This is a genomic window from Pedobacter sp., from assembly GCF_045628745.1.
Lineage (GTDB): Bacteria > Bacteroidota > Bacteroidia > Sphingobacteriales > Sphingobacteriaceae > Pedobacter.
This window is the reverse complement of sequence record NZ_JAZQPU010000483.1, coordinates 23759-50180: the sequence shown is the minus strand read 5'-3', so window position 1 is coordinate 50180 and position 26422 is coordinate 23759. Positions and strand designations below refer to the sequence as shown.

General features: G+C 40.1%; 24 protein-coding genes. 10 read left to right on the top strand and 14 right to left on the bottom strand.

Annotated features, from left to right (window positions below):
• Window positions 1-3: 3 nt before the first annotated feature.
• The 9 genes from ACR2F7_RS17775 to trpS all read right to left on the bottom strand — a co-directional run bounded on the left by ACR2F7_RS17775 (window position 4) and on the right by trpS (window position 12173).
• Entirely contained in the window at window positions 4-1275 is a 1272-nt protein-coding gene (locus ACR2F7_RS17775) for a nucleoside recognition domain-containing protein (protein ID WP_432714877.1), read from the bottom strand.
• A 28-nt stretch (window positions 1276-1303) separates the two neighbouring features.
• Entirely contained in the window at window positions 1304-2473 is a 1170-nt protein-coding gene (locus ACR2F7_RS17770) for a M14 family zinc carboxypeptidase (RefSeq protein WP_432714876.1), read from the bottom strand.
• Window positions 2473-5247: an alpha/beta hydrolase family protein gene (locus tag ACR2F7_RS17765; protein ID WP_432714875.1), complete on the bottom strand. Its 2775-nt coding sequence runs from the start codon at window positions 5245-5247 to the stop codon at window positions 2473-2475. Before ACR2F7_RS17765 ends, ACR2F7_RS17770 begins: the two co-directional genes overlap by 1 nt.
• A gap of 120 nt (window positions 5248-5367) precedes the next feature.
• Window positions 5368-7173 (bottom strand): membrane protein insertase YidC, encoded by a 1806-nt coding sequence (yidC, locus tag ACR2F7_RS17760; RefSeq protein WP_432714874.1) that lies wholly within the window; start codon window positions 7171-7173, stop codon window positions 5368-5370.
• Window positions 7166-8809 (bottom strand): CTP synthase, encoded by a 1644-nt coding sequence (locus tag ACR2F7_RS17755; protein ID WP_432714873.1) that lies wholly within the window; start codon window positions 8807-8809, stop codon window positions 7166-7168. Before ACR2F7_RS17755 ends, yidC begins: the two co-directional genes overlap by 8 nt.
• A gap of 337 nt (window positions 8810-9146) precedes the next feature.
• Entirely contained in the window at window positions 9147-9686 is a 540-nt protein-coding gene (locus ACR2F7_RS17750) for a hypothetical protein (RefSeq protein WP_432714872.1), read from the bottom strand.
• Between the two features lie 27 nt (window positions 9687-9713).
• Entirely contained in the window at window positions 9714-10439 is a 726-nt protein-coding gene (gene kdsB / locus ACR2F7_RS17745; RefSeq protein ID WP_432714871.1) for a 3-deoxy-manno-octulosonate cytidylyltransferase, read from the bottom strand.
• A 119-nt stretch (window positions 10440-10558) separates the two neighbouring features.
• Window positions 10559-11173, bottom strand: coding sequence for a deoxynucleoside kinase (locus tag ACR2F7_RS17740; protein ID WP_432714870.1), 615 nt, complete (start codon window positions 11171-11173; stop codon window positions 10559-10561).
• Between the two features lies 1 nt (window position 11174).
• A complete protein-coding gene (trpS, locus tag ACR2F7_RS17735; RefSeq protein WP_432714869.1) occupies window positions 11175-12173 on the bottom strand; it encodes a tryptophan--tRNA ligase in 999 nt (332 codons plus the stop codon).
• A 78-nt stretch (window positions 12174-12251) separates the two neighbouring features.
• Here trpS and ACR2F7_RS17730 point away from each other — a divergent pair, with 78 nt between their 5' ends.
• The 6 genes from ACR2F7_RS17730 to ACR2F7_RS17705 all read left to right on the top strand — a co-directional run bounded on the left by ACR2F7_RS17730 (window position 12252) and on the right by ACR2F7_RS17705 (window position 15240).
• A complete protein-coding gene (locus tag ACR2F7_RS17730; RefSeq protein ID WP_432714868.1) occupies window positions 12252-12986 on the top strand; it encodes a lysophospholipid acyltransferase family protein in 735 nt (244 codons plus the stop codon).
• Window positions 12983-13273 (top strand): Asp-tRNA(Asn)/Glu-tRNA(Gln) amidotransferase subunit GatC, encoded by a 291-nt coding sequence (gatC, locus tag ACR2F7_RS17725; RefSeq protein ID WP_432714867.1) that lies wholly within the window; start codon window positions 12983-12985, stop codon window positions 13271-13273. The genes ACR2F7_RS17730 and gatC overlap by 4 nt, the downstream gene beginning before the upstream one ends.
• 48 nt (window positions 13274-13321) lie before the next feature.
• Window positions 13322-14080: an ABC transporter ATP-binding protein gene (locus ACR2F7_RS17720; protein ID WP_432714866.1), complete on the top strand. Its 759-nt coding sequence runs from the start codon at window positions 13322-13324 to the stop codon at window positions 14078-14080.
• Between the two features lie 15 nt (window positions 14081-14095).
• Entirely contained in the window at window positions 14096-14644 is a 549-nt protein-coding gene (locus ACR2F7_RS17715; RefSeq protein ID WP_432714865.1) for a cob(I)yrinic acid a,c-diamide adenosyltransferase, read from the top strand.
• 84 nt (window positions 14645-14728) lie between these two features.
• Entirely contained in the window at window positions 14729-14950 is a 222-nt protein-coding gene (locus ACR2F7_RS17710; RefSeq protein WP_008240955.1) for a DUF2795 domain-containing protein, read from the top strand.
• Window positions 14951-15081: 131 nt separating this feature from the next.
• Window positions 15082-15240 (top strand): lmo0937 family membrane protein, encoded by a 159-nt coding sequence (locus tag ACR2F7_RS17705; protein WP_432714864.1) that lies wholly within the window; start codon window positions 15082-15084, stop codon window positions 15238-15240.
• Window positions 15241-15260: 20 nt separating this feature from the next.
• On the opposite strand, the gene ACR2F7_RS17700 is transcribed toward ACR2F7_RS17705, so the two are convergent.
• The gene (locus ACR2F7_RS17700; protein ID WP_432714863.1) at window positions 15261-15935 is read right to left on the bottom strand and encodes a 2-C-methyl-D-erythritol 4-phosphate cytidylyltransferase; all 675 of its coding nucleotides are present in this window, start codon (window positions 15933-15935) and stop codon (window positions 15261-15263) included.
• A 106-nt stretch (window positions 15936-16041) separates the two neighbouring features.
• Entirely contained in the window at window positions 16042-17091 is a 1050-nt protein-coding gene (gene queA / locus ACR2F7_RS17695; protein WP_432714862.1) for a tRNA preQ1(34) S-adenosylmethionine ribosyltransferase-isomerase QueA, read from the bottom strand.
• Window positions 17092-17251: 160 nt separating this feature from the next.
• Between queA and ACR2F7_RS17690 the strand changes: the two genes are divergently transcribed.
• Together ACR2F7_RS17690 and ACR2F7_RS17685 are read left to right on the top strand one after the other, a co-directional pair.
• Window positions 17252-18496, top strand: a complete 1245-nt coding sequence (locus ACR2F7_RS17690) for an ABC transporter permease (RefSeq protein ID WP_432714861.1) — start codon at window positions 17252-17254, stop codon at window positions 18494-18496.
• A 384-nt stretch (window positions 18497-18880) separates the two neighbouring features.
• A complete protein-coding gene (locus ACR2F7_RS17685; protein ID WP_432714860.1) occupies window positions 18881-20419 on the top strand; it encodes a SulP family inorganic anion transporter in 1539 nt (512 codons plus the stop codon).
• A 124-nt stretch (window positions 20420-20543) separates the two neighbouring features.
• On the opposite strand, the gene ACR2F7_RS17680 is transcribed toward ACR2F7_RS17685, so the two are convergent.
• A complete protein-coding gene (locus tag ACR2F7_RS17680) occupies window positions 20544-21737 on the bottom strand; it encodes a pyridoxal phosphate-dependent aminotransferase (RefSeq protein WP_432714878.1) in 1194 nt (397 codons plus the stop codon).
• A 191-nt stretch (window positions 21738-21928) separates the two neighbouring features.
• Between ACR2F7_RS17680 and ACR2F7_RS17675 the strand changes: the two genes are divergently transcribed.
• On the top strand, window positions 21929-22852 hold the full coding sequence (locus ACR2F7_RS17675; RefSeq protein ID WP_432714859.1) for a cation diffusion facilitator family transporter: 924 nt from the start codon (window positions 21929-21931) through the stop codon (window positions 22850-22852).
• On the top strand, window positions 22849-23289 hold the full coding sequence (locus tag ACR2F7_RS17670) for an NUDIX domain-containing protein (protein WP_432714858.1): 441 nt from the start codon (window positions 22849-22851) through the stop codon (window positions 23287-23289). Before ACR2F7_RS17675 ends, ACR2F7_RS17670 begins: the two co-directional genes overlap by 4 nt.
• On the opposite strand, the gene pdeM is transcribed toward ACR2F7_RS17670, so the two are convergent.
• The gene (gene pdeM, locus ACR2F7_RS17665) at window positions 23286-23921 is read right to left on the bottom strand and encodes a ligase-associated DNA damage response endonuclease PdeM (protein ID WP_432714857.1); all 636 of its coding nucleotides are present in this window, start codon (window positions 23919-23921) and stop codon (window positions 23286-23288) included. The genes ACR2F7_RS17670 and pdeM overlap by 4 nt on opposite strands.
• Entirely contained in the window at window positions 23905-26421 is a 2517-nt protein-coding gene (locus ACR2F7_RS17660; protein ID WP_432714856.1) for a ligase-associated DNA damage response DEXH box helicase, read from the bottom strand. Before ACR2F7_RS17660 ends, pdeM begins: the two co-directional genes overlap by 17 nt.
• Window position 26422: the final 1 nt, after the last annotated feature.

Below are 26422 nucleotides of genomic sequence, written 5' to 3'. Positions count from 1 at the left end.
TGCTTAACCGAAAAACAGGTAACAAAGGGTAATGGCCGTAATAATACCCACTAAATCGGCGAGTAACATGGCGCCAACGGTATAACGGGTATTCTTTACATTTACAGCACCGAAATAAACGGCTATTACATAAAATGTTGTGTCTGATGATCCTTGTAAAATACTCGACAGGCGACCAGCAAAGGAATCCGGTCCATGCGTAGTCATGGTGTCAATCATCATACCTCTTGCACCACCACCACTAAGGGGCTTAATTAAAGCCGTAGGGATGCCGTCAATAAACCTGGAATCGGCACCTAAAATGGTACATACATGTTTTAAACCATTGATAATGAGTTCAAAGGTGCCACTCGTACGCAATAAACTGATGGCGATTAACATCCCTACTAAATAAGGAATAATACGGATTGCTGTATCAAAACCTCCTTTTGCACCATCGATAAATGCATCAAACACATTGATGTTTTTGTAAACACCGCCAAGGATAATTAAAAAGAAAATCAGCAGTAATATACCATTGCTCAATATGCCAGAGAAGGTTTGCAAAGCACCGGTGCTTAAGCTGGTCAGGTATAACACCATTGCTGCAATGACAGCGGAGATGCCTAATACCCAGGCCAGGATCACAGGCTGGAAAACGTTGATCTTTTGTTTGAAGGAAACAATCAGCATTGCGGCAATAGTAGCCATAAAGGTGGCAATCATGCAGGGAATAAAAATATCTGTCGGGGTAGCTGAATTCAGCGATGCCCTGATGGCAATGATACTTACAGGAATTAACGTTAACCCTGAAGCATGCAAACAAAGAAACATGATCTGTGAATTCGATGCCACATCTTTATTAGGGTTGAGCTCCTGTAAACTTTCCATCGCTTTTAACCCGAATGGGGTAGCGGCATTGTCAAGCCCTAGTAAGTTTGCCGAAAAGTTCATCACCATGTGGCCTGTTGCCGGGTGTCCTTTTGGAATGTCCGGGAAAAGTTTAGAGAAGAAAGGACCAATGATTTTAGATAATAGCCTGATGCCTCCAGCGCGTTCGGCAATGCTCATGAAACCCATAAAAAGAGCCATAATACCAATTAGCTTTAAACAGATGTTGACGGCTGTCCAGCAAGTTTCAATTACGCCATCCACTTTTAGGGGATTGCCCACATCACCAGCTTTACCAATGATCATCCAGTTGAAAATTTCGGACTGCCCAAGAAAAAAACATTTAAAACTGGCTACTACAATTGCAACGATAATAAATGCGGACCAGATTCTGCTTAATGCCATGTATATTTTTATTTTGAAAGGGTCTAATTTATAGTTTTGATTGTAGAATACCGTTTTTGAAGGACAATAATATCATATTATCTTTTTTTAGGGTAAAATTAGCAGGTTGATAGATGTCAATAGGGCCTTCAATCTGTAAAGTCTCCTCTTTATATATATGATAGGCACCTAAATGATCAAGATCGCCAATATCTTTGATGGTATAGGTTTTAACCGTAGCATAACCTTGTTCAGCAGGCTCCTCTTCATAGCTCAGACCAATGCTTACCCGTATATCCTGGTGAAGAAGATTTTTAATCAGGATATGAAAAATCTCCTTGTTGTTTTTTGGAATGGAGAAGTAGTGCTGCAAGGGCTCTTCAACATAATTTCTGGTGCTAATGGCATATAAACCACTTAAGATGGAGAGAAAGAAATACTTTCTGATTTCTTGCTTTTCTTCATCGCCAAACATTCCACCGGCTTCAATTAAAATCGTTGAAGTACCTGCCGCCTGGAAATTGTCGCCAAAAGCCCGGGCTTCATATTCATCATCAAACAAACCTATTTGTTGTGGCAAAAGTGGATTTAGGTATTTGTACATCTGGGCAATGACCAGCATGGCATTTTGCCGCACTTCGTTTACACTCAGCGCTTCATCAAAGGCGGGTGCTAAATAGGAGAGGGTTGCTGGTTTTCCTGTTTTTTTGACACTCCATAAGGTAGACTGGTCATGGAGGTTAAAGCCAAAATGAGGGTTGATTTCAGCTCTGGTATTTTTCAATAACCGTGCTTCCGGGCTCACCTGGTGATTAAAATCGCGGTTAATGTCTATTTGCTGTGCATTCCTTCTTACAAACCTCTCTGCACCATCAGGGTTCACCATTGGCAATAAATAAAGGGTACAGCTTTTAGCCAGCAAACTGCTGATTTCCTGGAACTGCGGAAGCTGCAGGAAATTAAAAAGATCGAACAGGGCCATGGTGCCTGTGGCCTCATCACCATGCATCTGGCTCCAAAGAAATACCTTTATAGATCCATTACCCCATTGGATTAAATTGATGTCGCGGCCTTCATGAGATTGCCCAATGCAGCGCTGCTCAAATGCTTCAGGCAGTTTCTTAATTAATTGTTGGATAGTTTTATGTTTTAAAAAGCGGCTGTTCAGTGCCGCTTCTTTAAAACTATGGTATTCTTCTAAGTATGTTAATGCCTGCATTAAGGTTTTTCATTGGTCAGGTCAAAGCCCCAGGTATTGCCTTTTTCAGTGGCAGAGATGCCTCCTACCATCCATACAGGTGCTTTTGCACCCTTCAGGTAGTAGTCGAAAAACTGTTGCTGTCTGATTTGTATGTCTTTTCTATTCTGGCGCAACATCAAGTTGTGTGCCTCATTGTTGTAGTTTAACAACCATGATGGTTTACCTAATCTTTTTAAGCCTGTAAAAAGCTCAATACCCTGATACCATGGCACAGCGCCATCAGCATCGTTTGCCATGATCGCAATTGGTGTATTGACCTTAGGCAAAAAGAACAGGGGAGAGTTCTCGATATATAATTCAGGTTTTTCCCATAACGTAGCGCCAATTCTGCTTTGCGTTTTTTCATATTGAAACTGCCTGTTCATGCCACTTTCCCAACGGATACCACCATAAGCAGAGGTCATGTTGGCAACAGGGGCACCAGCCCATGCGGCTGCATACATATTGGTTTGTGTAATCAGGAAAGCTACCTGGTAACCTCCCCAGCTTTGTCCTTGCAAGCCTACCTTTGTGCCCTCAACCCAATTGTTTTTCTTCAGCTGCTCTACACCAGAGTTGATAAATTCCATCGCTGATTTACCCGGATAGCCGGTTTCGTAGCTGATATCCGGTGCAAAAACAAGGTAGCCATTGCTCACAAAATAAGGTATATTTAACCGTGAGGGAGTAGGTGCTGGTGCCTGGTAATTATATAATCCATCAGATAGTTTCTCATAGAAATACACAATCATTGGGTATTTCTTATTCGGGTCAAAATTCTCTGGTTTATATAAAATGCCCTCTGCTTTGAAACCTTTTGGTGTGTTCCATTTAACCAGTTCTGCAGTACCCCAGTTGTAGTTTTGCTGCTGTGGATTAGTTGCACTCAATTTAACCTCAGTTTTGAAGTCTACAGTACTGAAAACATTTGGCGACTGTACATAATTTCCTTTGTCGAATAAGTAGCGATCTACCTCTTTGGCTTTTGTTAAGGTTGAATATTTAAAAGGTCCCATCACCAGCAGCTCAGGGTTTTTAGGGTCAATGCCGTTCTTTTGAAAGAAGCCATTTTCTTTGGTCACATTGTTGAAGGCCGATAAGATGATGGTGCTTCTTTTAAGCAGGAAACGCTGTTCTGGATCCAGTTTGTTATACCTGAAAGTAATATTGTTGGCTCTTCCATAACCATTGGTCACGTTTTTTGGTGTAGCTTTACCATCTGGTGTAAAGGCCCAAATGTCATAACGGTCATAAAGTAAAACAGCATCATCGTCTTCTGTCCAGGCAGCCACACCGTAAGCCGATGGATCATCAGGCACATCATTATCTTCTTCAGCAAACTTTTCGCTGATGCCTTTATTCAGTGCCGTCACTTTTCCAGTGGTAACCCCATAAGTATACCAAATACCATCCTTCTTATTGTAATAAAGAATATATTTTCCGCCAGGCGATGCTGTAGCATAACCATATAAGCTTTCAATGATCTTTTTTCTTTGTCCGCTTTTTACATTGACCAGGTAATAATCACGGCCAGCAACACCGCTCCACTGACTGGAAATCCTGTTGCCATAATCGGTGGAGGCCAAAACAAATTCTGAGTCACCATCATTGATGATGCTTGCCTCTGGCAGTTTCAAATCTGTTAAAGGCACAATCCGGGGGTCACTGTTAAAGATGTCTATATTGGTTAAATAGCTTCTCTTACCTTCTTTCTCCGCATTTTTTATTTGCATAGGCTGCAAGTAATCATCCTTATAACCCCAAATGTCTAATTTAGCATGCTCAAAGTCTATCAGGGTGGTGTCTTTAGCAGTTTTGATTGGTGCAATACCGAAGTAAAGTTTGTCTCCCGCTTTATTAAAGGTTAACTTTCCATCGCCGCTCACCGCCCATTTTGCAGGCATGCCCGGGAAGTCCGTTTCAACAAGCACCTGTGCCGTATCCAGGCTGGGGGAATTGTAGTAAACGAAATATTCTTTGACCTCTTGTTTCTCAGGACTGCTTTCTCCTAAAAAGGCGATATGTTCATTCTCTTCATCGAAAACGAAGTCTTTATAGTTTCCTTTTTTCGATACTAATGTTTTGATCGTGCCTTTAGTGGTGTTCAGTAAGATCACACCTGTAGGACCTGAACAGGCCATCACCAGCTGCTGGCCGTTTTTGCTGAAAGCATAAGAGGTCACCAATTTAAAGCTGCGTTCTATACCTGTGTTCAGGTTTTTGAAAACCAAATCCGTGCCTTCCTCAGCACCTTTTTTTGCTGCTGCAGCTGCTTTTGCCGCTTTGGTGGTGTCTACAGCTTTTTCTAACTGATAGGCAATAAGGTCAGCACCTTGCTCAGGTATTTTGTAGCTTTTAACTCTTGCAACCTTTGTAACAGTTAAAGTTCCTAAATTCAGGATCCCTAAACTGTCTTTGGTCATTTCTTCAGGTTTCTTTTTTTTGATTTTTTCCTGTCTGGTTTGTTGGAATGTTGGCTTAATCAAAAAAGCAGCGTACTTTGAGCTGTTGCTAAATTTAACCAGGTCTGCCCGTGGTATTTCTTTTTGAGTACGGTTAAGGGTATGGTTGAAATAAGTCTTTGCATCACCTTCTTGTTCCATAAGGGCATAGGCAGCCCACTGCCCGTTATTAGATAAAGACTTACTGCCAATACTTTGCCAACTGTCGTACACACTGTGGTCGAGTGGTTTTTTCTGAGCATAGCTCATACTAGCCAATAGGAGTAAAAACAGGGTTAATGTAGGTTTCATTGCTGTGGTTTAATTGAGGGTAATCAAGCGATCAGCAGCTAAAATACAATATTTAGCGCTATTTAAAACCAAAAAAAGGTGCCTTTTTGGGGCACCTTTTTTAAATATTTGTTAATCAAACTATTTTTTCTTTTTATCCTGAATCTTTACTTGTTGTTGCTGACGCATATAGTCATCTAAGCGAGATTGGAATTTAGATTTTTTCTTTTCTTCTTTAGGTTTTACTTTATTTTCTCTTAAAGTAGCATGGATCTTTTCGTCGTTCACCATACTCTTAATTAAGAATTGCTGACCAAAAGTAAGCATGTTAGCTAAGAAATAATAATAGTTCAAACCAGCAGGGTAATCATTCAGTACACCTAAGAAAATGATTGGCATAATGTAACCAATGTATTTCATTTGACCTTGAGCACCTGAAATCTGGTTGTTATAATAAGTATAGATCAACGTTGATATCGTCATCAAAATACACATTAAACTCAAGTGATCACCGATAAAAGGAATGCTGAAACCAAATTTAATGAAATCATCATAAGTAGAAAGGTCATGCATCCATAAGAAACTTTCTCCTCTTAACTCAAACAAGTTCGGGAAGAAGAAGAAAAAGGCCATTACAATCGGTAATTGCAATACCATAGGCAAACAACCACCAATAGGGTTAACGCCTACTTGTTTATAAAGTTTCAAATATTCCTGTTGTAAAAGAGTAGGGTTGTCATCGCCAACTTTAGCTTTAATCTCATCCATCTCCGGCTTTAAAATTCTCATTTTAGCCATTGAAATGTATGATTTATAAGTTAATGGTGATAAAACAAGTTTCAACAAGATGGTTAAAACAAGGATAATTAAACCATAGTTCCATCCAAAACCTTCCAGGAAGTTAAATACCGGAAGTACCACATACCTGTTGATGTATTTTAATGGCCAGTAACCCATTTCTACCAATTTCTCTATTTCATGACCTTGTTTTTTAAGCTCAGAGAATTTGTTGTTACCGAAATAGAATTTCATGGCGTAGCTTTGTGAAGCTGACTGGTTAAATTTCAACTGCATGTTTGCAGCATACCATTTTACCTCACCAGGCTCCGTGCTCACTTTAACTTCAAGTTCGCCTTTTTCAAATCCATCTGCAGGAATTAATACACCTGAGAAAAAGTGCTGCTTAAAGGCAATCCACTCAATCTTACCTTCAGTAAGTTCTTTTTTAACGTCTTTGTCAACACCAAGGTGATCAGGGTTTTCCTCTGCATACTTAAAGTAAGGTGCAGAATAACGCTGTTCGTTTTTAATAGATTTTTCTTGCTCCTGTAATACAGTTTCCCAGTTAAGGGTAATGTTGTTGTTCTGGATTACCTGGTTTAAGCCGTTCAGGTTAATATTGAAATCAATATTATTGCTGTTAGGTTTTAAATCATAGAAATACTCAATGTATTTACCTTCACCATAAGTTGCACGCATGGTTACCGAAGTAGCACTTGCATTGACAGCAGTGAAATAAAGATCGTTTGTACTTATTGTCTTTCCACCAATGTTCAAGTTCAAACCAAATTTATTTTGATCGCCTTTAAATAGAATTACAGGTTGACCAGAATATGCCTTAACGCCTTTTACTTCAACAGATAGAATTTTACCTCCTTTATTGGTGAAGGTAACTTTCAATTTTTCGTTTTCTACAACGCTGGTCACTTGTTTGCCAGTGATGTTAGCACCAAAAGGTCCTTTCATAGCGGCAGAATCTACAACCGGAGTTGCAGTTGGAAGTGGTGTAGCAAGGTCTGCAGGTTTAACACCTGCTTTTTTTGCTGAATCCAGAGAGATCCTTTGTTGTTCTTTCTTTAATTCAGCTTCACTTGGCTTGAAAAAGTAAAAAGAACCGGCCAAAACGATCATGATCAGGAACAGCCCTGTAAATGTATTTCTATCCATTATTAGTGTTTAAACGCTTATTTGTTTGTTTTCTATTCGCATACTCCATCGCAGCGGCGACAAATTTAACAAAAAGTGGGTGAGGATTAGCAACTGTTGATTTTAATTCTGGGTGAAATTGTGCACCCACAAAAAACGGGTGGTTTTTAAGCTCTACAATCTCTACTAAATTGCTCTCTGGATTGATGCCCGAAGCAATCATTCCAGCATCTTCGTATTGTTTTAAATACTGGTTGTTGAACTCGTAACGATGTCTGTGTCTTTCAGTGATGTGGGTTTTTCCATAAGCAGCACTTGCTTTTGATCCCTTTTTAAGGTCACATGGGTAAGAACCTAAACGCATAGTGCCACCTTTGTTGGTCACCGTTTTTTGCTCTTCCATCATATTAATGACTGCAAATTCTGTATCCTGGTCAATTTCGGTCGTGTTGGCACCTTTCAGGCCTAACACATTACGGCCAAATTCGATCACGGCACATTGCATCCCTAAACAAATACCAAAGAATGGAATTTCATTTTCTCTGACAAATTTAATGGTATCGATTTTCCCTTCAATACCACGGCTTCCAAAGCCAGGTGCAACTAAAACAGCATCTAAATGACCTAATTTTTCTTGTACATTGTCTGGATAAATACCTTCTGAGTGGATGTATTCCAACCTTACTTTACATTCATTTTTAGCACCTGCATGGATAAATGATTCAGTAATAGATTTATAAGCATCAGGAAGCTCTACATATTTACCAACTAAACCGATTCTTACATCTGCAGTAGGGTTTTTAAGTCTTCCAAGGAAAGCTTTCCAGTTATCCATATCTGGCTCAGTTTTCTGTGGCAATTTCAATTTGCTCAATACTGTTTTATCCAATTGTTCCTTCATCATTAACAAAGGCACACTATAGATAGATGCTGCATCAATAGATTCAATTACAGCATTGATATTAACGTTACAGAATAAGGCAATTTTTTTGCGGATATCTGGCGTCAGGTGATGCTCTGTACGACAAACTAAAATATCTGGCTGAATACCATATTCTAATAAGGTTTTTACAGAGTGTTGTGTTGGTTTAGTTTTTAATTCTCCGGCAGCAGCTAAGAACGGAATTAAGGTAAGGTGGATCACGATGGCATTGTTAGCACCTTCTTCCCATTTAAACTGACGTACAGCTTCAATAAATGGTAAAGATTCAATATCACCTACAGTACCACCAAGTTCAGTAATGACAATATCAAACTGACCACTTTCGCCAAGAATCCGCATGTTGCGTTTAATCTCGTCGGTAATGTGGGGTACAACCTGTACTGTTTTCCCTAAATACTCGCCCTGACGTTCTTTATTAATTACATTCTGGTAAATACGACCCGTGGTAATGTTATTGGCTTGCGAGGTAGGTACATTTAAGAAACGCTCATAATGACCTAAGTCTAAATCTGTCTCTGCGCCGTCTTCTGTTACATAACATTCACCGTGCTCATAAGGATTGAGGGTTCCAGGATCAATATTAATATAAGGGTCGAATTTTTGGATGGTTACCCTGTAGCCTCTTGCTTGTAAAAGTTTGGCCAATGAAGCGGAGATGATGCCTTTTCCTAAAGAGGAAGTAACACCGCCCGTAACAAAAATATACTTAGTCATGTTTGTGAGTTTGTGTGTGCCAGAACGGCATTTTAATAGCTATTCTTAACGTTTTTGTACGGGATACAAAGTTAACAAATAAAAGGATACTCGCCTTGTCTTTTTGAAATTTTAGTAAAGCAGGTTTGAGGTGTTGTCAAAATTGCAGCACCAAAAAAAAACGCCAGGAATCTTCCAGGCGCCTTTTTAACTTATATTTGGTTAGAATATGCGGTTTAGGTATTGTTTTTATTAGCTGTTAACTAATTGGTTTTATAATGTTAAGAAATTATTTTGACACAACCATAACAATTCTCCGGGAAACACGTATATAACTGAAAATCAGTATATTTAATTTTTAAGAACAGCATTCATAATAAATTTTCACTTTCTGCTCTTTTTCAGACCAGGCAATATAAGCCTTGCTTTCTTTTCCAAGTCTATATTTGAAGCCATTTAACTGGCTGTTTTGAAGTTCCTTAAAGAAAACAAGGTCCTTAGCGTTATGATCGGGTCTTTCATCGGGCATTAAGGCAGGCCATAAGAAGTTCTCTTCATCTAGAAACAGGTTGAACTCCTTATTCATAAACTCCCGCTGCTCATTTTCTTTGCGCAAGTCTACCGTTTCTTTATAATTATTGATCAGTGCTGATGCTTTAAATACTTTTCTGAAAATCTCTTTACCTTTAAAAGAGTTAATACGAAAGATAAGCAGCATTTCTTTTGCTTTCACTCCCGTTAATTCAACTTTAAAAGTATCCATTTTAGTGCTGTCACTAAAATAGCTTGTCGTCGATTTAAACTGGGCAGCCTGAACCGCTGTTTGGTTTTCAGAATTATTTGTACAAGCGGACAATAGTAAAACAAACAGGCAAAGTGGGCGTAAAATGTATTTCATTGGCTTTATCATCATTTAAACAACGATTTAATGGATCTTTTTAAGATCATCAGGCGTATCTATCGCTAAAGTTTCCAGGGTCGTTATTTTTGTTTTGATTTTATAGCCATTTTCGAGCCAACGCAATTGCTCCAGGTTTTCTGCAAGCTCTAATGGAGAAGGCTGCAGCTGTGTAATTTCTAAAAGAACTTTACGGGTATAGCCATAGATGCCTATATGTTTATAAAAAGAATGGCTTGCCAACCAGTCTGCCGGTGCTGCATTCCTTAAAAAGGGGATAGTTTGGCGACTAAAATATAGGGCTTCTTCTAAAGTATTTAAGGTTACTTTAGGTATATTAGTATTAAACAACTCCTCGTCTGTGGTAATGGCTTTCACTAAGGTAGCCAATTGTACTTGTGGGTCGTCAAAGCAACGGGCAACAAGGTCAATTTGTGCAGGGTCTATAAAAGGTTCATCGCCTTGTATATTGATGATGATGTCAAAGCCTGTTAATTGCTCAATAACCTCTGCACAACGGTCTGTGCCACTTTGGTGGTTGCTGCCGGTTAAAACATAATCACCACCGAAGCTTTTAACTTCATCCATAATCCGCTGATCGTCTGTAGCTACCACTACATGATCAAGGGCGCCAGATTGTAAAGCCTGTTCATAAACCCTTCTGATCATGCTTTTACCTGCAATCTGGGTTAATGGTTTCCCCGGAAAACGGGTTGATGCATATCGGGAAGGAATAATGCCTATGGTCTTCATTGGAGAATTAATTTGTTATGGAACAGTCAATGCTTTGTAAGGGGATGTTGAATAAGCTTCTTTATCAAATTACCCCTTGCAATTTAATGGAAATAAAGCGTATGTTTAAATACGCTGAATTAAAATAGACCGTGAATTTCTGCTTCTATAGATTGTATAATAGCACCCAGATCTTCTGGATTATTAGTGAAATCTAATTTATCTTTATCTAAGATCAGCAATTTACCCATCGAATAGCCTTTAATCCATTCTTCGTATTTCTCGTTTAATTTTGATAAGTAATCAATGCGAATGCCTGCTTCATAATCTCTGCCACGGCGTTGAATATTGTTGACCAAGGTAGGCACAGATGCTCGTAGGTAAACCAATAAATCTGGTGGTTTAATAAAAGAGGTAATGTTGTCAAAAATGGCCCTGTAATTTTCATGATCCCGTGTGGTCATTAAACCCATGTCATGAAGGTTTTCTGCAAAGATGTGTGCATCTTCATAAATAGTCCTGTCCTGAATCACATTGCGCTGATGTTTCTCAATCTCCACAATCTGTTGAAAGCGACTATTTAAAAAATAGATCTGGAGGTTAAAACTCCATCTTTTCATGTCGCTATAAAAATCTTCCAGGTAAGGATTGTTATCTACTGCTTCATACAAAGGTTCCCAGCCGTAATTCTTTGCCAATAAACCTGTAAGCGTCGTTTTACCGGCGCCAATATTTCCAACTATTGCTATATGCATTCTAAAATGGTTTAAAACCAATTAATTCTCTAACTTCTTTGATGGTTTTATGAGCACTTTCCCTTGCTTTTTCTGCCCCGTTTGCGGCAACTTTACGTAAGTAATCGGTATCTTTAGAAATACCTTCAATACGTTCTAATATTGGTGCATTGGAAATGATCATGTCTTCTGCTAATTGCTTTTTGAAATCGCCATAACGGATGGCCATTTTATTGTATAATTCATCGAAGTGAGCTAGTGTATCAGCACTGGAAACAATTTTCATCAGGTCAAACAGGTTTTGTATAGCTTCTGGTTTGGTTTGATTTTCTTCCGTTGGTCCGCCGTCGGTTACCGCACGTGATACTTTTTTGCGGATAATGTCTGGTGTATCTGATAAATAAATGCAGTTGCCATCACCTTCAGATTTACCCATTTTACCTTTTCCATCTAAGCCAGGTACTTTAACCAGGTTTTCAGCATAGGTAAAAGCATAAGGCTCGGCGAAGTATTCCTTATTGTAGAGTCTGTTGAAACGATTTCCGAACGTACGGGTCATCTCTAAATGCTGTTCCTGATCTTTACCTACAGGCACTTTCGTGGCATGGTGTATCAGGATATCCGCAGCCATTAACGAAGGGTAGGTTAACAATCCTGCATTCACGTTGTCTGGATGTGCACGTATTTTATCCTTAAAGGAAGTGCTTCTTTCCAGTTCGCCCAAATAGGCATTCATATTTAAATACAAATAGAGTTCTGCAACTTCAGGCACATCACTTTGTACGTATAAGGTAGCTGCTTCGGGGTCAATACCACAAGCAAGGTATTCTACCATCACATGTTTTACGTAACCGTTTAAATCTTGTGGCGTAGGGTGTGTAGTTAAGGAATGAAGGTCAGCAATAAAAAAATAGCAATTGTATTCATGCTGCATTTTTACAAAATTACTCACTGCACCAAAATAATTACCTAAATGTAATTTCCCCGTTGGACGTATTCCACTAACAACCGTTTCTTTCATAGGGCCGAAATTAATAAAAAAATGATTTGGAATTGTAATTTAACATGCATCTCTCTTTTTTTACTATTTTTGAAAGGCATGAATAAACGCTTAAGACAAATTCACCGGACTTACGTCATTATTGTCATTCTGTTTTTCTTTATCCTTTTTTACCCTTTTTACTACTTCGCGGCCAGTAAACCAAAATGGTATGGCTTGCTCAATAAGTTGAGAAGGTTGAACAGCATGTGCTGCAGCTTTTTTACTGGGATCTTTTTCAGGCTCACTTATGAAGATCCATTGAAAAAGGACCAGACTTATATCTATTGTGCTAACCACAGCTCTAACCTTGACATTATGGTCTTCTGCCTGCTGGCTAAAGGCAGGTTTCATTTTATGGGCAAAGAAGAGCTTTTAAAAAACCCGGTATTGAAGCTTTTTTTCAATACCATAGATATTCCCGTCAACAGAAATCACCGCATCTCTGCTTACCGTGCTTTCAAAAGGGCTGGACATAACCTTAAAGAGGGCAGAAGCCTCATTATTTTTCCTGAAGGGGGTATTGAAGGCGAAACTTATCCGCCACAGCTGCTGCCCTTTAAGAATGGTCCTTTCCGGCTGGCCATTGACCAGGGAGTGAGTGTGGTGCCCGTTACGATTTGTGATGTATGGAAAAAAATGTGGGATGATGGCAATAAATATGGAAGTAGTCCGGGGATTTGCGATATTTACATTCATAAACCAATATCCACTGTTGACCTTGGCATTGATGATACCGATATGTTGAGAGGGAAGGTGTATGATTTAATAAACAGTAAACTTGTTACCCAATGAACATAGATAAGAAAACCATCCATAAAGTTGCCGAGCTTGCCAGGATAGAAGTGAAGGAAGAGGATGTAGCTAACTTAATTGTAGAGATGAGTAAAATACTTACCTTCATGGAGAAGCTCAATGAGCTTGATACCACACAGGTGGAGCCATTGGTCTACTTAAACCCTGCTGTTAATGTTTTTAGAGAGGATGTAGTGAAACAGGAAATTACCGTTGAAAAGGGATTAATGAATGCCGCACTTCACAACGAAGCTTTTTTTATGGTTCCTAAAATCATAGAAAAATAAAAACCATGTAACATAAAGGCCCTTATGAGGGTCTAAAAAACAAAAGCAATGGAACAACCACTCATTCAAGTAAAAGATATAGGCCGGAAATACGTCATCGGATCTGAAGTTATCCACGCCCTGAAATCAGTTACGTTAAATATTAATAAAGGTGAATTTGTTGCTTTAATGGGTCCTTCGGGCTCAGGGAAATCTACTTTAATGAATATTTTGGGTTGCCTTGATACGCCAAGTAAAGGAGACTATATCCTCAACGGTATCAATGTAAGTAAGATGACCGATAATGACCTTGCCGAGGTAAGGAACAAAGAAATTGGCTTCGTTTTCCAGACTTTTAACCTTTTACCACGCTCTACGTCCCTGGATAATGTGGCCTTGCCTTTAATTTATGCAGGTGTAAGCAAGACTGACCGCGATAAACGTGCACAACAGGCATTGGAAAATGTTGGCCTGGGCAATAGGGTTACCCACAAACCCAATGAGCTTTCAGGTGGACAGCGCCAGCGTGTGGCTGTAGCGCGTGCTTTAATCAATAACCCGTCGATTATTCTTGCCGATGAGCCTACAGGAAACCTGGATACCAAAACCTCCGTAGAGATTATGGGCTTGCTGGAAGAAATTCATGCAAAAGGAAATACCATCATCCTGGTTACCCACGAAGAAGACATTGCCCAGCATGCTCATCGGATCGTAAGAATGCGTGATGGCCTGATTGAGAAAGACTATGTTAACCCAGATATTAAAACAGTGTCTCCACGGTTAAGTGTCCTCGAAGCTAAAGGGGATGATTTTGAAAGCATGGGTTAATCCATCAACACAACAATGAAGATATATACTAAAACCGGCGATAAAGGACTTACTTCTCTTATTGGGGGAACCCGTGTACCCAAATACCACCTTCGGATAGAATGTTATGGCACCGTAGATGAACTCAATTCTTATATTGGGCTTATTCGCTGCCAGGAAATAAAAAGTCATTACCAGCAGGTGCTGAAAGAGATTCAGGACCGTTTATTTACCATCGGTGCTTCTTTGGCGGCAGATCCTGAAAAGTCAAAGATGAAGATCCCGGACCTTCATCTGGCAGATATTGAGTTATTGGAAACAGAAATGGACTCGATGAATGTAGAACTGCCAGAACTGAAACATTTCATCCTTCCGGGGGGTAATACCGTGGTTTCTTATTGCCATGTGGCCAGATGCATTTGCAGAAGAGTCGAAAGACTTACTTTTCAACTGGCAGCGGATAGTTTTGTTGACGAAAAAATGACTATTTATTTGAACAGATTAAGCGATTATTTATTTGTTTTGGCAAGAAAGTTGAATTTAGACGCTCAGACCGAAGAAAACATCTGGATTCCGCGAATCTAAAAAATTGTAAAAAATTTTTGTTTTCATCAGGTTTTTTAATATACTTTTGCGGAAATAAAAAAGAATAACTAATTACTATAAGATATGTATTGGACATTAGAACTCGCATCGCATCTGGAAGACGCTCCATGGCCTGCAACAAAAGATGAATTAATTGATTACGGCATTAGATCGGGTGCACCTGTAGAGGTCATTGAGAACTTGCAAGCCCTGGAAGATGATGGCGAACCATATGAAACTATTGAAGAAATATGGCCCGATTATCCGACCAAAGATGATTTCTTCTTTAATGAAGATGAATATTAATTACCCCATTTAAAGCCTCACTTGTTGAGGCTTTTTTATTTTTGGAACGATGATTGTTTGTGTAATGTCAGGAAAGTTATTAAAGCTTACCGGAAACACTTATTTAATAAATCAAAACAAAAATTAACATTATGGGAAATTTACTCTATTTAGTTGCAGTGGTATTAGTGATACTATGGATTATCGGCTTTTTCTTTCAAGGATTTGGTGATGTTGGCGGGTTAATTCACGTTTTATTGGTGATTGCAGTTATTGCCATTATCTTAAAATTAATTAACAGAGCTACATAATATAAAAAAGGCTCCTGTTTTCAGGAGCCTTTTTTTTGTAATATTAAATTGGCGAAAGTCAAATCCAAAGGATAAGTGATCTTTATGTTCTCCCGCTCACCCTCAATCAGGGTAATTTCATAGCCTGCATGTGCTACAACTGATGCATCATCGGTATAGGCATTGTGGTAAGGCTGCTGGTAGGCCTTTTTCAACTGCATACTTTGAAAAGTTTGGGGTGTCTGTACCAGGTAAACCTCATCTCTGTTTAAAGCCTTATTCCCTTCGTTCTCTGCTATTCTAATGGAGTCAGTAGGGTGAATGGCTGCCACAGCATTTCCTCTTATTAAGGCTACGTTAAAAGATTGCTCAATTAATGCCGCAGAAACAAGAGGCCTAACGGCATCATGAACCGCCACTACAGCATTTCCTTTAATCATTTTGAGGGCATTACTTACAGAATGAAAGCGCTCCTGACCACCTTTAACAACTTCGTGTGCTACAGTGAAGTTATATTTAGTACATAATTCTTCCCAATATTGGTGCTGGTGTATATTGAGTACCAACAAGAGCTGTGGCTTTAGTTTACAATCGTTAAACGCTTTTAAAGTATGCATCAGGATAGGCAAGCCGTCTAACAAGAGAAATTGTTTAGCTTCCTTTGTTTGCATCCTGCTGCCAGTACCTCCGGCAACAATAATCGCGTAATATTTCATGTCTTAATTGTTTTGCTGTTAATGGAAAAGAAATATAGATGATACAAAAATAGGAGATCTAACCTCTGGTTAAAATCTCCTATTTCTATTAATTTTAAAACTTAACTTATATAATTAACATGGCATCACCATAGCTATAAAAGCGGTATTTTTCTTTTAAGGCTACTTCATAAGCATGTCTTACATAGTCATAACCACCAAATGCACTCACCATCATCAATAAAGTAGATTCAGGCGTATGGAAATTGGTGATCATTGAATTTGCAATGCTAAACTCATAAGGAGGGAAAATAAACTTGCTGGTCCAGTCGTTAGCAGGTTTCAATAACCTTCCCGAAGAAACAGCAGATTCAATAGCGCGCATAGAAGTAGTTCCTACAGCACAGATTCTTTTTTTATTTTCCAAAGCTTTGTTGACCAATGCAGCATCTTTAGCTTCAATAATGAACTGCTCAGAGTCCATTTTGTGTTTGGTTAAATCTTCAACCTCTACAGATCTGAAAGTACCTAATCCTACGTGTAAAGTAACCTCAGCAAAGTTGATTCCCTTTAGCTCCAGTCTTTTCATCAGCTCGCGGCTAAAGTGTAAACCTGCAGTAGGGGCAGCAACAGCGCCTTCATGTTTAGCGAAAATAGTTTGGTAACGCTCTTTATCCTGGGCTGTAGCTTTACGCTTGATATATTTTGGAAGAGGTGTTTCGCCTAAAATTTCAATGTTCTTTCTGAATTCTTCGTCAGTACCGTCAAATAAGAAACGGATGGTACGTCCTCTTGAAGTTGTATTGTCTACCACTTCAGCAACAAGAAGGTCGTCATCACCAAAATATAATTTGTTTCCTACACGGATTTTACGGGCAGGATCTACTAAAACATCCCATAAGCGTAGTTCTTTATTCAGTTCACGTAGCAAAAATACTTCAATTGTAGCACCAGTTTTTTCCTTATTTCCATACAATCGGGCAGGAAAAACCTTGGTATTGTTTAAGATCATTACATCCTGATCATCAAAATAGCTTAAAACATCTTTAAATATTTTATGCTCAATTTTGCCGCTATCCTTGTGTAAAACCATTAAACGGGCTTCATCACGTTGGTCTGAGGGGGTATTGGCAATTAATGACTCAGGTAAATTAAATTTAAATTGAGATAACTTCATGTTTTTCGATGTAATAATTAAGGGCGCAAATTTAGCAAATAAAATCCCTAATTTATAAATAAAGACAATAAGCACTAAAATAATGCCCAAATTTAGTTATTTTTTAATATGCTGTAATTAGCTGTAACCTTTTTAAGTAGTTTTGGTCTAAACCCTACTTATGATGATCTTTAGACTTATCGCTGAAAGTTTTTTGTTTGCCGCAGATGCCCTGCGTCAAAACAAACTCCGCACTATGCTCTCTTTGCTGGGCATCACAATTGGTATTTTTACTATTATTTCAGTGTTCTCTGCTGTAGATACGTTGAGAAATAAACTGCAGTCAAGTGTAGATAAGCTAGGCTCTAACACCATCTTTGTGCAAAAATGGCCATGGGTGTTCAGTGATGATTTTCCATGGTGGAAATACATCAACAGACCCGAACCCAGTTTAAGGGATTATAAAGCCTTAAAAGAGCGTCTTGAAAATGTACAGGGCATCTCTTTTGAAGCCTCGGCCAGCAACCGTACCGTAAAATACAGAAGTAATTCTGTAGAGAACGTTACCTTGAATGCAGGTTCACAGGACATGAATAAAACCTGGAATCTTGATTTCCAGGAAGGCCGGTATTTTACCGAAAACGAAGGTAAATCTGGCGCACCGCTGGTTATTTTAGGTGCAGACATTGCCGAAGGCCTGTTTGATGGGCAGCCCGCAGTAGGTAAACAAGTAAAAGTAATGGGCCGCAGTTTAACAGTAGTTGGCGTTTATAAAAAAGAAGGTGAAGACATGCTGGGCATGTCACAAGATAAAAATATCCTCATTCCGCTCAACCTTGCCCGTGGATTGTTTGATGTAGAGAATGGAAATTACGGACCTACCATTACGGTCAGGGGTAAAGAAGGGGTGAGCCTGGAAGAGGTGGAGAGTGAACTTCAGGGCGTAATGCGCTCCATACACCGCATTAAACCCGGTGCTGAAGATGATTTCTCCTTAAATAAAGCGACACTGCTGTCTAACCAGTTAGACATTATGTTTAAAATGGTAAACATTGCCGGATGGGTAATTGGCGGCTTTTCCATTTTAGTAGGAGGATTTGGTATTGCCAACATCATGTTTGTGTCTGTTAAAGAACGCACCAATATTATAGGAATCCAGAAATCTCTGGGTGCCAAAAACTACTTTATCTTATTGCAGTTTATGTTTGAGGCTGTAGCCTTATGTATTCTGGGTGGTGCCTTAGGCTTGTTTTTAGTGTATATCATCACCGTGGTCGTCTCCCAGGCCCTGGATGTAAAGGTTATCCTTGATATGAACAACGTCATCACTGGTATTACCATTTCCGTAGTCATTGGTGCCATCTCTGGTTTCTGGCCAGCCTATGCGGCATCAAGATTGGATCCGGTAGAAGCCATCAGGTCTTAATTAAGCCTTTTTGATCAATTGTAGAGCCTTTTCCTTTAACCGGGGGAAAGGCTCTTCTTATATATACCTAACTGATCACTTACCTATAGCTAACTCATGGCTAACTCATGCCATAGAACAGGTAAGTACTTAGTCCGGACTTGTTACCGGATTTGCGGTAGCAAACCGGTAGCAGGTCCCTACCTGGTCCCTAGCTGCCCGCTTATATAGGTTAGTGAAAAGTAAGGAAGGGGTAGGGTATAGGAAAGCTATCTATTAGTACCATTTAAGGGTTAGCTTAGGGTGCTTTAATTATTTTTAATACTTTTGCTATCATTTACAGCAGTAGACCGGCCCTATTTTCAATAACAACTGCCACATTTTATATTTACCTCAATTTTAAGCATGTTCTCCAGTAATCGATTATTCGACTTCTCACAAAAAGTAGACTATAAAACCGAAATATTAGCGGGCTTAACCGTGGCCATGACCATGATGCCAGAATCATTGTCATTCGCTATTCTAGCGGGCTTCCCCCCTTTAGTAGGGCTTTATGCCGCCTTTATGATGGGCATTGTGACTTCCATTTTTGGCGGTCGGCCGGGATTAATTTCCGGAGGTGCCGGTGCGGTGGTCGTAGTGGTTATTGGCCTCATGCAGTCTCATGGTATTGAATATGTTTTTGCTGCAGTAGCTATGGCCGGGGTGATCCAGATTTTAGTGGGCCTGTTTAAATTTGGGAAATTTATCCGACTGGTGCCACAACCGGTGATGTATGGTTTTGTAAATGGTTTAGCGGTCATCATTTTTATGGCGCAGCTGGAGCAATTTAAAACTGTCGTTGATGGAAAAAGTACCTGGCTGGTCGGTGAGCCTTTGCTTATTATGGGCGCTTTAGTGGCTTTAACCATCGCCATTATTCTTGTTGTACCTAAAATTACCAAGGCTGTGCCGCCTTCTTTAATTGCCATTATCATTGTGTTCCTCATTGTTTTAGGCTTTGGCATCAATACTAAAACGGTGAGTGATATTGCTTCTGTGAGTGGTGGCTTTCCGCCTTTTCACGTTCCTCAAATTCCACTCACCTTTGAAACTTTTAAAATTATTTTCCCTTATGCCATCATTATGGCTGGAGTAGCGTTAACTGAAGGTTTGCTGACCTTGAATCTGGTAGATGAAATTACGGGTACCAGGGGTAACGGCAATCGCGAATGTATAGCGCAAGGCAGTGCCAATATCTTAAACGGCTTTTTCTTTGGCATGGGGGGCTGTCCTATGATTGCTCAAACTTTGGTAAACCTTACCGCAGGGGCAAGGGCAAGGCTTTCGGGTATTGTTGCCGCACTGACCATTCTACTCATTATCCTTTTTGGTGCCCCGGTAATCGGTTTGGTACCTATGGCTGCCCTTACCGGCGTGATGATTATGGTGGCTATTGGTACTTTTGAATGGGTAAGTTTTAAAATTGTCAATAAAATGCCCAAACAAGATATTATTGTTGGTGTTTTGGTGGCGCTAATTACCATTTGGCTGCATAACTTAGCCTTGGCCGTGCTGATCGGCGTGATTATCTCTGCCCTGGTATTTGCCTGGGAAAGTGCTAAAAATATTAAGGTAAGGAATTTTATTGATGAAAATGGTGCCAAGCATTATGAAATATATGGCCCCCTTTTTTTTGGTTCCATTACAGCTTTCAATGAAAAGTTTGATGTAGCTAATGACCCTATAGAGGTGATTGTTGATTTTAAGGACAGCAAAGTAACAGACATGTCTGCTATAGATGCGCTACATAAACTGACAGCACGTTACCAGCAGCTTGGCAAGACCCTTCATTTAAGACATTTGAGTAATGACTGCAGAAGGTTACTTGAAAATGCAGGCAGTTTAATTGAGGTCAATATTGATGAAGATCCCACTTATAATGTTTCTAAAAACCAGGAATAGTACGGTTTTTGAAAATAAACATTTCCTGTTGAAAAATACAGACATAAAAAAACGAGGCCTTATTATTAACGCCTCGTTTTTTTATGTTAAACAGCAATTGCTTTGTGTTGAATTGCTGCGCTGCTTAGTTTAATTTTGCCAATGCCTTCGCAATTCTTGCTACTGCATCTCTTAGCGTTTCTTCAGCAGCAGCATAAGAAATACGGATGCAATCCTCATTTCCAAAAGCTTCACCAGTAACTGTAGATACATGTGCTTCGTTTAACAAGTATAAAGAAAGATCTTCTGCGGTGTTAATGGTTTGTCCGTTAACACTTTTGCCGAAGTAAGATTTTACCTCTGGGAAGAAGTAAAAAGCACCATCAGGAAGGTTAACATTGATACCCGGAATTTCTTTCAACAATCTGTAAACAATATCTCTGCGTTTTTTAAATTCAGCAACCATTACATAAACGGTGTCTAAACCATCCTGATAAGCTTTTAAAGCTGCTCTTTGTGCAATAGAACAAGTACCTGAAGTAATTTGTCCTTGTAATTTATCACAAGCATTAGCAATTTCTTTATTTGCGGCCATGTAACCTACTCTCCAGCCTGTCATGGCATATGATTTAGAGAAACCATTGATCACAACCACACGGTCTTTGATAGAGTCGAAAGAAGCAATAGAAGTATGTTCACCTACAAAATTAATGTGCTCATAAATCTCATCAGAAAGGATATAGACTTGTGGGTGTTTTTCAAATACGGCAACTAAAGAAGCCAGTTCTTCTTTGCTGTAAACGGAACCCGTAGGGTTACATGGCGAAGAGAACATAAAAACTTTTGTTTTCGGCGTAATGGCTGCTTCTAATTGCTCGGCAGTAATTTTAAAGTTCTGCTCTACAGAAGCGTTAATAAATACGGTTTCACCTTCGGCAAGTTTGATCATTTCTGAGTAAGAAACCCAATATGGCGTAGGTACAATTACCTCATCACCAGGGTTTACTAAGCATAATACCGCATTAGATAAAGATTGTTTAGCACCTGTAGAAACCACAATCTGGTCAAAATTATAGTTTAATCCATTTTCCTTTAATAACTTCTCAGCAATCGCTTTTCTCAGTTCAGGGTAACCAGAAACAGGCGTATAGTAAGAGTAATTTTCATCGATAGCTGTTTTACCAGCTTCTTTAACGTGCTCAGGCGTGTAAAAATCGGGTTCACCGAAGCTCAAGTTAATTACATCTATCCCTTTTGCGGATAGTTCTCTGCCTAATTTAGCCATTTTAATGGTCTGCGATTCGGAGAGGTTATTGATTCTGTTGGATAAAAAGGTCATCATATAGTGTAGGTAAGCAAAATTTAATTCTGTTGGAAAGCAAATATATAAACAACACCGTATTTTAAACTAAAAAAAATACTTTATTCATAGACTTTAACTGTTAAACGTTATTTTTGTACGCTAATTATCAAAGTTTGAATCCTAAGAAAAAAGCAATTTTAGTGTCGTTATGCGTCAGCATTATCCTCATGCTTGCCAAATTTACGGCCTATTTTATCACCAATTCCAACGCTATTTTAACGGATGCCGCAGAGAGCATAGTCAACGTACTAGCCAGCAGCTTTGCGTTTTACAGCATTTACCTTACCACTCGCCCTAAAGATCAAAACCATCCATACGGACACGGTAAAGTAGAGTTTTTTTCTGCCTTTGTAGAAGGCGTATTGATTGGTGTCGCAGGGATTATCATTGTTGGTAAAGCCTCCTATAATTTAATCTATCCGGGTGTCATTAAACAACTTTTTGAAGGTGCAATCATCATTGGTGCCACTGGATTGGTTAATTTGCTGGTGGCCTATTACCTGATTAATACGGGTAAAAAACACCACTCCATGACCCTCGAAGCAGATGGTAAACACCTGATGGTGGATGCGATAACCAGTGCCGGATTGGTTATTGGTGTATTATTAATCCACATGACCAAATTATATTGGCTAGATAGTGTCATTTCAGTGATGCTAGGGTTATACATCATTTATAATGGCTACAGGCTGACCCGAAGATCGGTAGGTGGTTTAATGGATGAAAGTAACACGGAACTGGTGGAAGGCATTGTAGCTATTTTACAGGATAACAGGCAAGATCCATGGATTGATGTACACAATTTGCGTGCCCAGCAATATGGGGCCGACCTGCATATCGATTGTCACTTTACCTTTCCTTATTATTTTGAGCTCACCAAGGTGCACCAGGAAATTTCTGCCATCGATAAGCTCATCAATGACAAGAAAGGGAGGTCGGCTGAGCTTTTTATCCATGCCGATCCTTGTTTGCCTGAGTGTTGCCACTATTGTAAGATGAAAAAGTGCCCGGTAAGGCAGGAAAATTTTAGCGGAGAAATTAAGTGGAACATTGAAAACGCCACTAAAAATAATAAACATTTCAATCAATGAGTTATTTTAATGTAAGGGTTTACGGTTTATTAATTGATCCGGATAAAGGACTGTTAATTAGCGATGAACAAGCTGAGGGTAGAAACTTCAGTAAGTTCCCGGGCGGCGGTTTAGAGTTGGGCGAAGGCCTGCGTGACGCCTTGAAAAGGGAATTTATGGAAGAATGTGAAATGGAAATAGAGGTGCTCCAACATTTTTATACGACAGATTTTTACGAGAAATCCTCTTTCAACGAAAGCCAGGTGATCAGCATCTATTACTTTGTGAAAGCGCTGCGACCATTGGAGCTCCAGATGGAGACTGAGACCTTTAACTTCCGCGGTGATAGTAAACAATCGTTTCGCTGGATGCCCTTAAAGGACCTTAAAGCCAGCGATGTGACCTTTAAAACCGATCAGACGGTAGTGGAGTTACTGCAGAAAGAAATAGATCTTTAAAGCGCCAGAACGCTATTTGGCGTAATGGCAAAAACCCGGTCGCCCTGTAATGGTTTAATCATCGATAACCCTGTAAATTTACTAAAGGCAGGTAAAATAGCATAGTCTTTGCCGAAGTAAAAACAAGGGAAGCGGAGGTGTTGCCTGGCACGCCCAAAAACAGTGATGCCTGGGTGGATGTGCCCTGATAAACAGTAATATTCATCATTCAATTTGGGCTGCTCATGGATGAAACGGAAGGGGTAGAGCAGCACTTCTTTTTCAGCAACCAGGAGATTTAATTGCGCATAATCAGCAGCCTTCAGTGCATCGTGGTTACCCTTAATCAGGCGTACTTTTAAATCGGGATACTTTGCCCTCCACTGTGCAAACTGTTGCACATCTTCATTCATGTAATTGTGGAACATGTCGCCTGTAATCAGCAGTTCTTCAGGATTATATGTTTCAATTAATAAGCTTAAAGTATGTATGTCTGCCAACCCTGGTCCACTAGGCACCTGGATGCCTGATTTCCTGAAAAAAGCCGTTTTGCCAATGTGAAGGTCACTGATGATCAGCATGTTTTTAGCCTTCCAGTAGATGGCTTTTTCTTTGCACAGCAACAATTCTTCTCCTCTACACTTGATGGTCATTTTTTCTTCTTGGTTTCTTTTCTGCCTCGGCAGTCATTCGTTGTATCCTTTGTCCTAACTCTTCTGTACTCATGTTTTCGCGCAGGCTGTCTACCTTGATTGGAAAACAAAGCGGGGTATAACTATCCGTTCTCACCACAATGAGCTTGCTCTGCTGTACGCGGTTCAATGCCGCGGCTAAACGCGGTTCTTCAATCTGCTGGTAAAAAGCCTCATCATAAGCCTGTCGCAATAATAGGTTATGTTGGTCATAATCACTAAAGACATTGAAAAATAAACCTGCAGAAGATTGCAAATGTTTGTTTGCGGTGTATTTACCTGGGTAGCCCTGAAATACCAGTCCGGAAATACAAGCGATGTCCCTAAATTTTCTTCTGGCCATTTCTGTGGCATTAATACTGGCCACAATATCTTCAGCAAGGTTTTCAGGACTAAAAAGTTCTTTCAACTGCTCTTCAATGATGGGTATCGGCTGCTCACTAAGCAGCTCAAAGCCATAATCGTTCATGGCAATGGAAAAGCTGATGGGTGTTTTACGCCCAATGCGATAGGCAATCAAGGCTGCCATCACTTCATGCACCAGCCGGCCTTCAAAAGGATAGGCAAAAAGGTGATAACCATCGCGGGTATTGATCAGTTCAATTAAAAACTCATCATCGCGGGGTACATGAGATACCTTTGCCTGTCGCTCAAACAAAGGCAGAATGATCTTCAACTCCTCGTCTTCATGACTTTTATAAAGCGTTTCATTGTATTTTTTACGGAGGATGGTGCCCAGGTTGGCCGACAAAGAAATTCTGCCACCCAGCCAGCTTGGGGTAATGGCACTCTTCATTTTGCTTTTGCGTACGAGCACCATCATATCCTTGACCATTACAAATTCAAGGATCCTCCCTGCCAGGGTAAAGCTATTACCGGGTTTAATTTTAGAGATGAAAGATTCTTCGATCATGCCTATAAAACCACCGGTCATGAATTTCACTTTCAGCATGGCATCGCTGACAATAGTGCCAATGTGGAGCCTATGGCGCAAAGCAATCTGACGACTTTCCACCTTATGTAAGCCATCAATTAATACTACTTTACTGAATTCATTATAAGCGGTTAAGCTATCGCCACCTGTAGTGATAAATTGCATGATCCACTGCCACTCTGATAGCAGGATTTCCCTGAAGCAATGCGTTTCTCTGACCTCCTGATAAATGGTTTGTTCATCAAAACCATCGCCCACGGCAAGGGTAACCAAGTATTGAACCAGGGTGTCAAATGCCATCACTACGGGTTCTCTGCTTTCAATATTCTGGGTTTTTGCCGCTTCTTTAATGGCTGCAGCTTCCACCAGTTCGAGCGCATGTGTGGGCAAAAAATAGATGACAGAGGTTTCGAAAGGAGAGTGACCACTGCGACCTGCACGTTGCAAAAAACGGGCGACACCTTTTGGAGAGCCTATTTGAACAACCGTATCGACGGGTTTAAAATCTACACCCAGGTCAAGGGAGGAAGTGCTGATGACGGCTTTCAGCAGACCGGCATGCAGCGAATCTTCAATCCAGTTTCTCAATTCCTGATCTATAGAGCCATGATGAATGGCAATTAAGCCTGCCAGACTTTCGTCGAGATTTAATAAATTCTGGTACCAGAGTTCCGCCTGACTACGGGTATTGGTAAATATTAAAGTTGTTCTGCTTTTGTGGATTACCGGCAGCAGCTTATGGGCCAGTTTATGGCCTAAATGCCCTGCCCATGGCAACAGGTCAATATGATCGGGCAGGATGGACCTGATGTCGATTTTCTTTTCTATATCTGCTTTAATGGTGGTTTTTAAAACCTCCGGATAAGGCACCAACACATCCAGTGCTTGCTCCATATTGCCGATGGTAGCAGAAATACCCCAAATGCGAAGCAGACGCTCAGGATGCCTGATTTTGAGTAATCCCCTGATTCTGGAGATGGCCAGCTCGGTTTGCACGCCTCTTTTGCTACCCAGCAATTCATGCCATTCATCAACGACGATGGCCCTTAAATGGTCGAAATTTGAGGTGGTACCTTTTTGTGCCAACAGCAGGTGGATACTTTCTGGCGTAATGATGAGCACCTCTGGCATTTGCTTTTTCTGCTTCAGCTTGTCGGCTGCAGTGGTGTCGCCATTGCGAACGCCCACCTGCCAATCCAGTTCCAGCTCCAAACAGACCTCCCGCATAGCCCTGGCCAAATCTTTGGCAAGGGACCTTAATGGAGTGATCCAGATGAGCTTTAAGCCTGTTTTCCTCTTCCCGGGGGACTTTAGTTTGGCATGGTCGGCTTTCTCATTCAGTTCTTCAATAACGGCAGCGAGGAAGAGGGAAAAGGTTTTTCCAAAACCCGTAGGGGCGTTCACTATACCACAATAGCCCTCGGCATAATATTGCCATGCTTCTGTTTGAAATTGAAAGGGCTTTTTCTTGCTCGTCTTCAGCCATTTCATCACCTGTTTGTAGCCTGTACTTTTTTCGATGCTCATT

Coding starts and splice junctions, on each gene's coding strand:
- ACR2F7_RS17775 (WP_432714877.1), bottom strand. CDS start 1,275: ATGGCATTAAGCAGAATCTGGTCCGCATTTATTATCGTTGCAATTGTA.
- ACR2F7_RS17770 (WP_432714876.1), bottom strand. CDS start 2,473: ATGCAGGCATTAACATACTTAGAAGAATACCATAGTTTTAAAGAAGCG.
- ACR2F7_RS17765 (WP_432714875.1), bottom strand. CDS start 5,247: ATGAAACCTACATTAACCCTGTTTTTACTCCTATTGGCTAGTATGAGC.
- yidC (WP_432714874.1), bottom strand. CDS start 7,173: ATGGATAGAAATACATTTACAGGGCTGTTCCTGATCATGATCGTTTTG.
- ACR2F7_RS17755 (WP_432714873.1), bottom strand. CDS start 8,809: ATGACTAAGTATATTTTTGTTACGGGCGGTGTTACTTCCTCTTTAGGA.
- ACR2F7_RS17750 (WP_432714872.1), bottom strand. CDS start 9,686: ATGAAATACATTTTACGCCCACTTTGCCTGTTTGTTTTACTATTGTCC.
- kdsB (WP_432714871.1), bottom strand. CDS start 10,439: ATGAAGACCATAGGCATTATTCCTTCCCGATATGCATCAACCCGTTTT.
- ACR2F7_RS17740 (WP_432714870.1), bottom strand. CDS start 11,173: ATGCATATAGCAATAGTTGGAAATATTGGCGCCGGTAAAACGACGCTT.
- trpS (WP_432714869.1), bottom strand. CDS start 12,173: ATGAAAGAAACGGTTGTTAGTGGAATACGTCCAACGGGGAAATTACAT.
- ACR2F7_RS17730 (WP_432714868.1), top strand. CDS start 12,252: ATGAATAAACGCTTAAGACAAATTCACCGGACTTACGTCATTATTGTC.
- gatC (WP_432714867.1), top strand. CDS start 12,983: ATGAACATAGATAAGAAAACCATCCATAAAGTTGCCGAGCTTGCCAGG.
- ACR2F7_RS17720 (WP_432714866.1), top strand. CDS start 13,322: ATGGAACAACCACTCATTCAAGTAAAAGATATAGGCCGGAAATACGTC.
- ACR2F7_RS17715 (WP_432714865.1), top strand. CDS start 14,096: ATGAAGATATATACTAAAACCGGCGATAAAGGACTTACTTCTCTTATT.
- ACR2F7_RS17710 (WP_008240955.1), top strand. CDS start 14,729: ATGTATTGGACATTAGAACTCGCATCGCATCTGGAAGACGCTCCATGG.
- ACR2F7_RS17705 (WP_432714864.1), top strand. CDS start 15,082: ATGGGAAATTTACTCTATTTAGTTGCAGTGGTATTAGTGATACTATGG.
- ACR2F7_RS17700 (WP_432714863.1), bottom strand. CDS start 15,935: ATGAAATATTACGCGATTATTGTTGCCGGAGGTACTGGCAGCAGGATG.
- queA (WP_432714862.1), bottom strand. CDS start 17,091: ATGAAGTTATCTCAATTTAAATTTAATTTACCTGAGTCATTAATTGCC.
- ACR2F7_RS17690 (WP_432714861.1), top strand. CDS start 17,252: ATGATGATCTTTAGACTTATCGCTGAAAGTTTTTTGTTTGCCGCAGAT.
- ACR2F7_RS17685 (WP_432714860.1), top strand. CDS start 18,881: ATGTTCTCCAGTAATCGATTATTCGACTTCTCACAAAAAGTAGACTAT.
- ACR2F7_RS17680 (WP_432714878.1), bottom strand. CDS start 21,737: ATGACCTTTTTATCCAACAGAATCAATAACCTCTCCGAATCGCAGACC.
- ACR2F7_RS17675 (WP_432714859.1), top strand. CDS start 21,929: ATGCTTGCCAAATTTACGGCCTATTTTATCACCAATTCCAACGCTATT.
- ACR2F7_RS17670 (WP_432714858.1), top strand. CDS start 22,849: ATGAGTTATTTTAATGTAAGGGTTTACGGTTTATTAATTGATCCGGAT.
- pdeM (WP_432714857.1), bottom strand. CDS start 23,921: ATGACCATCAAGTGTAGAGGAGAAGAATTGTTGCTGTGCAAAGAAAAA.
- ACR2F7_RS17660 (WP_432714856.1), bottom strand. CDS start 26,421: ATGAGCATCGAAAAAAGTACAGGCTACAAACAGGTGATGAAATGGCTG.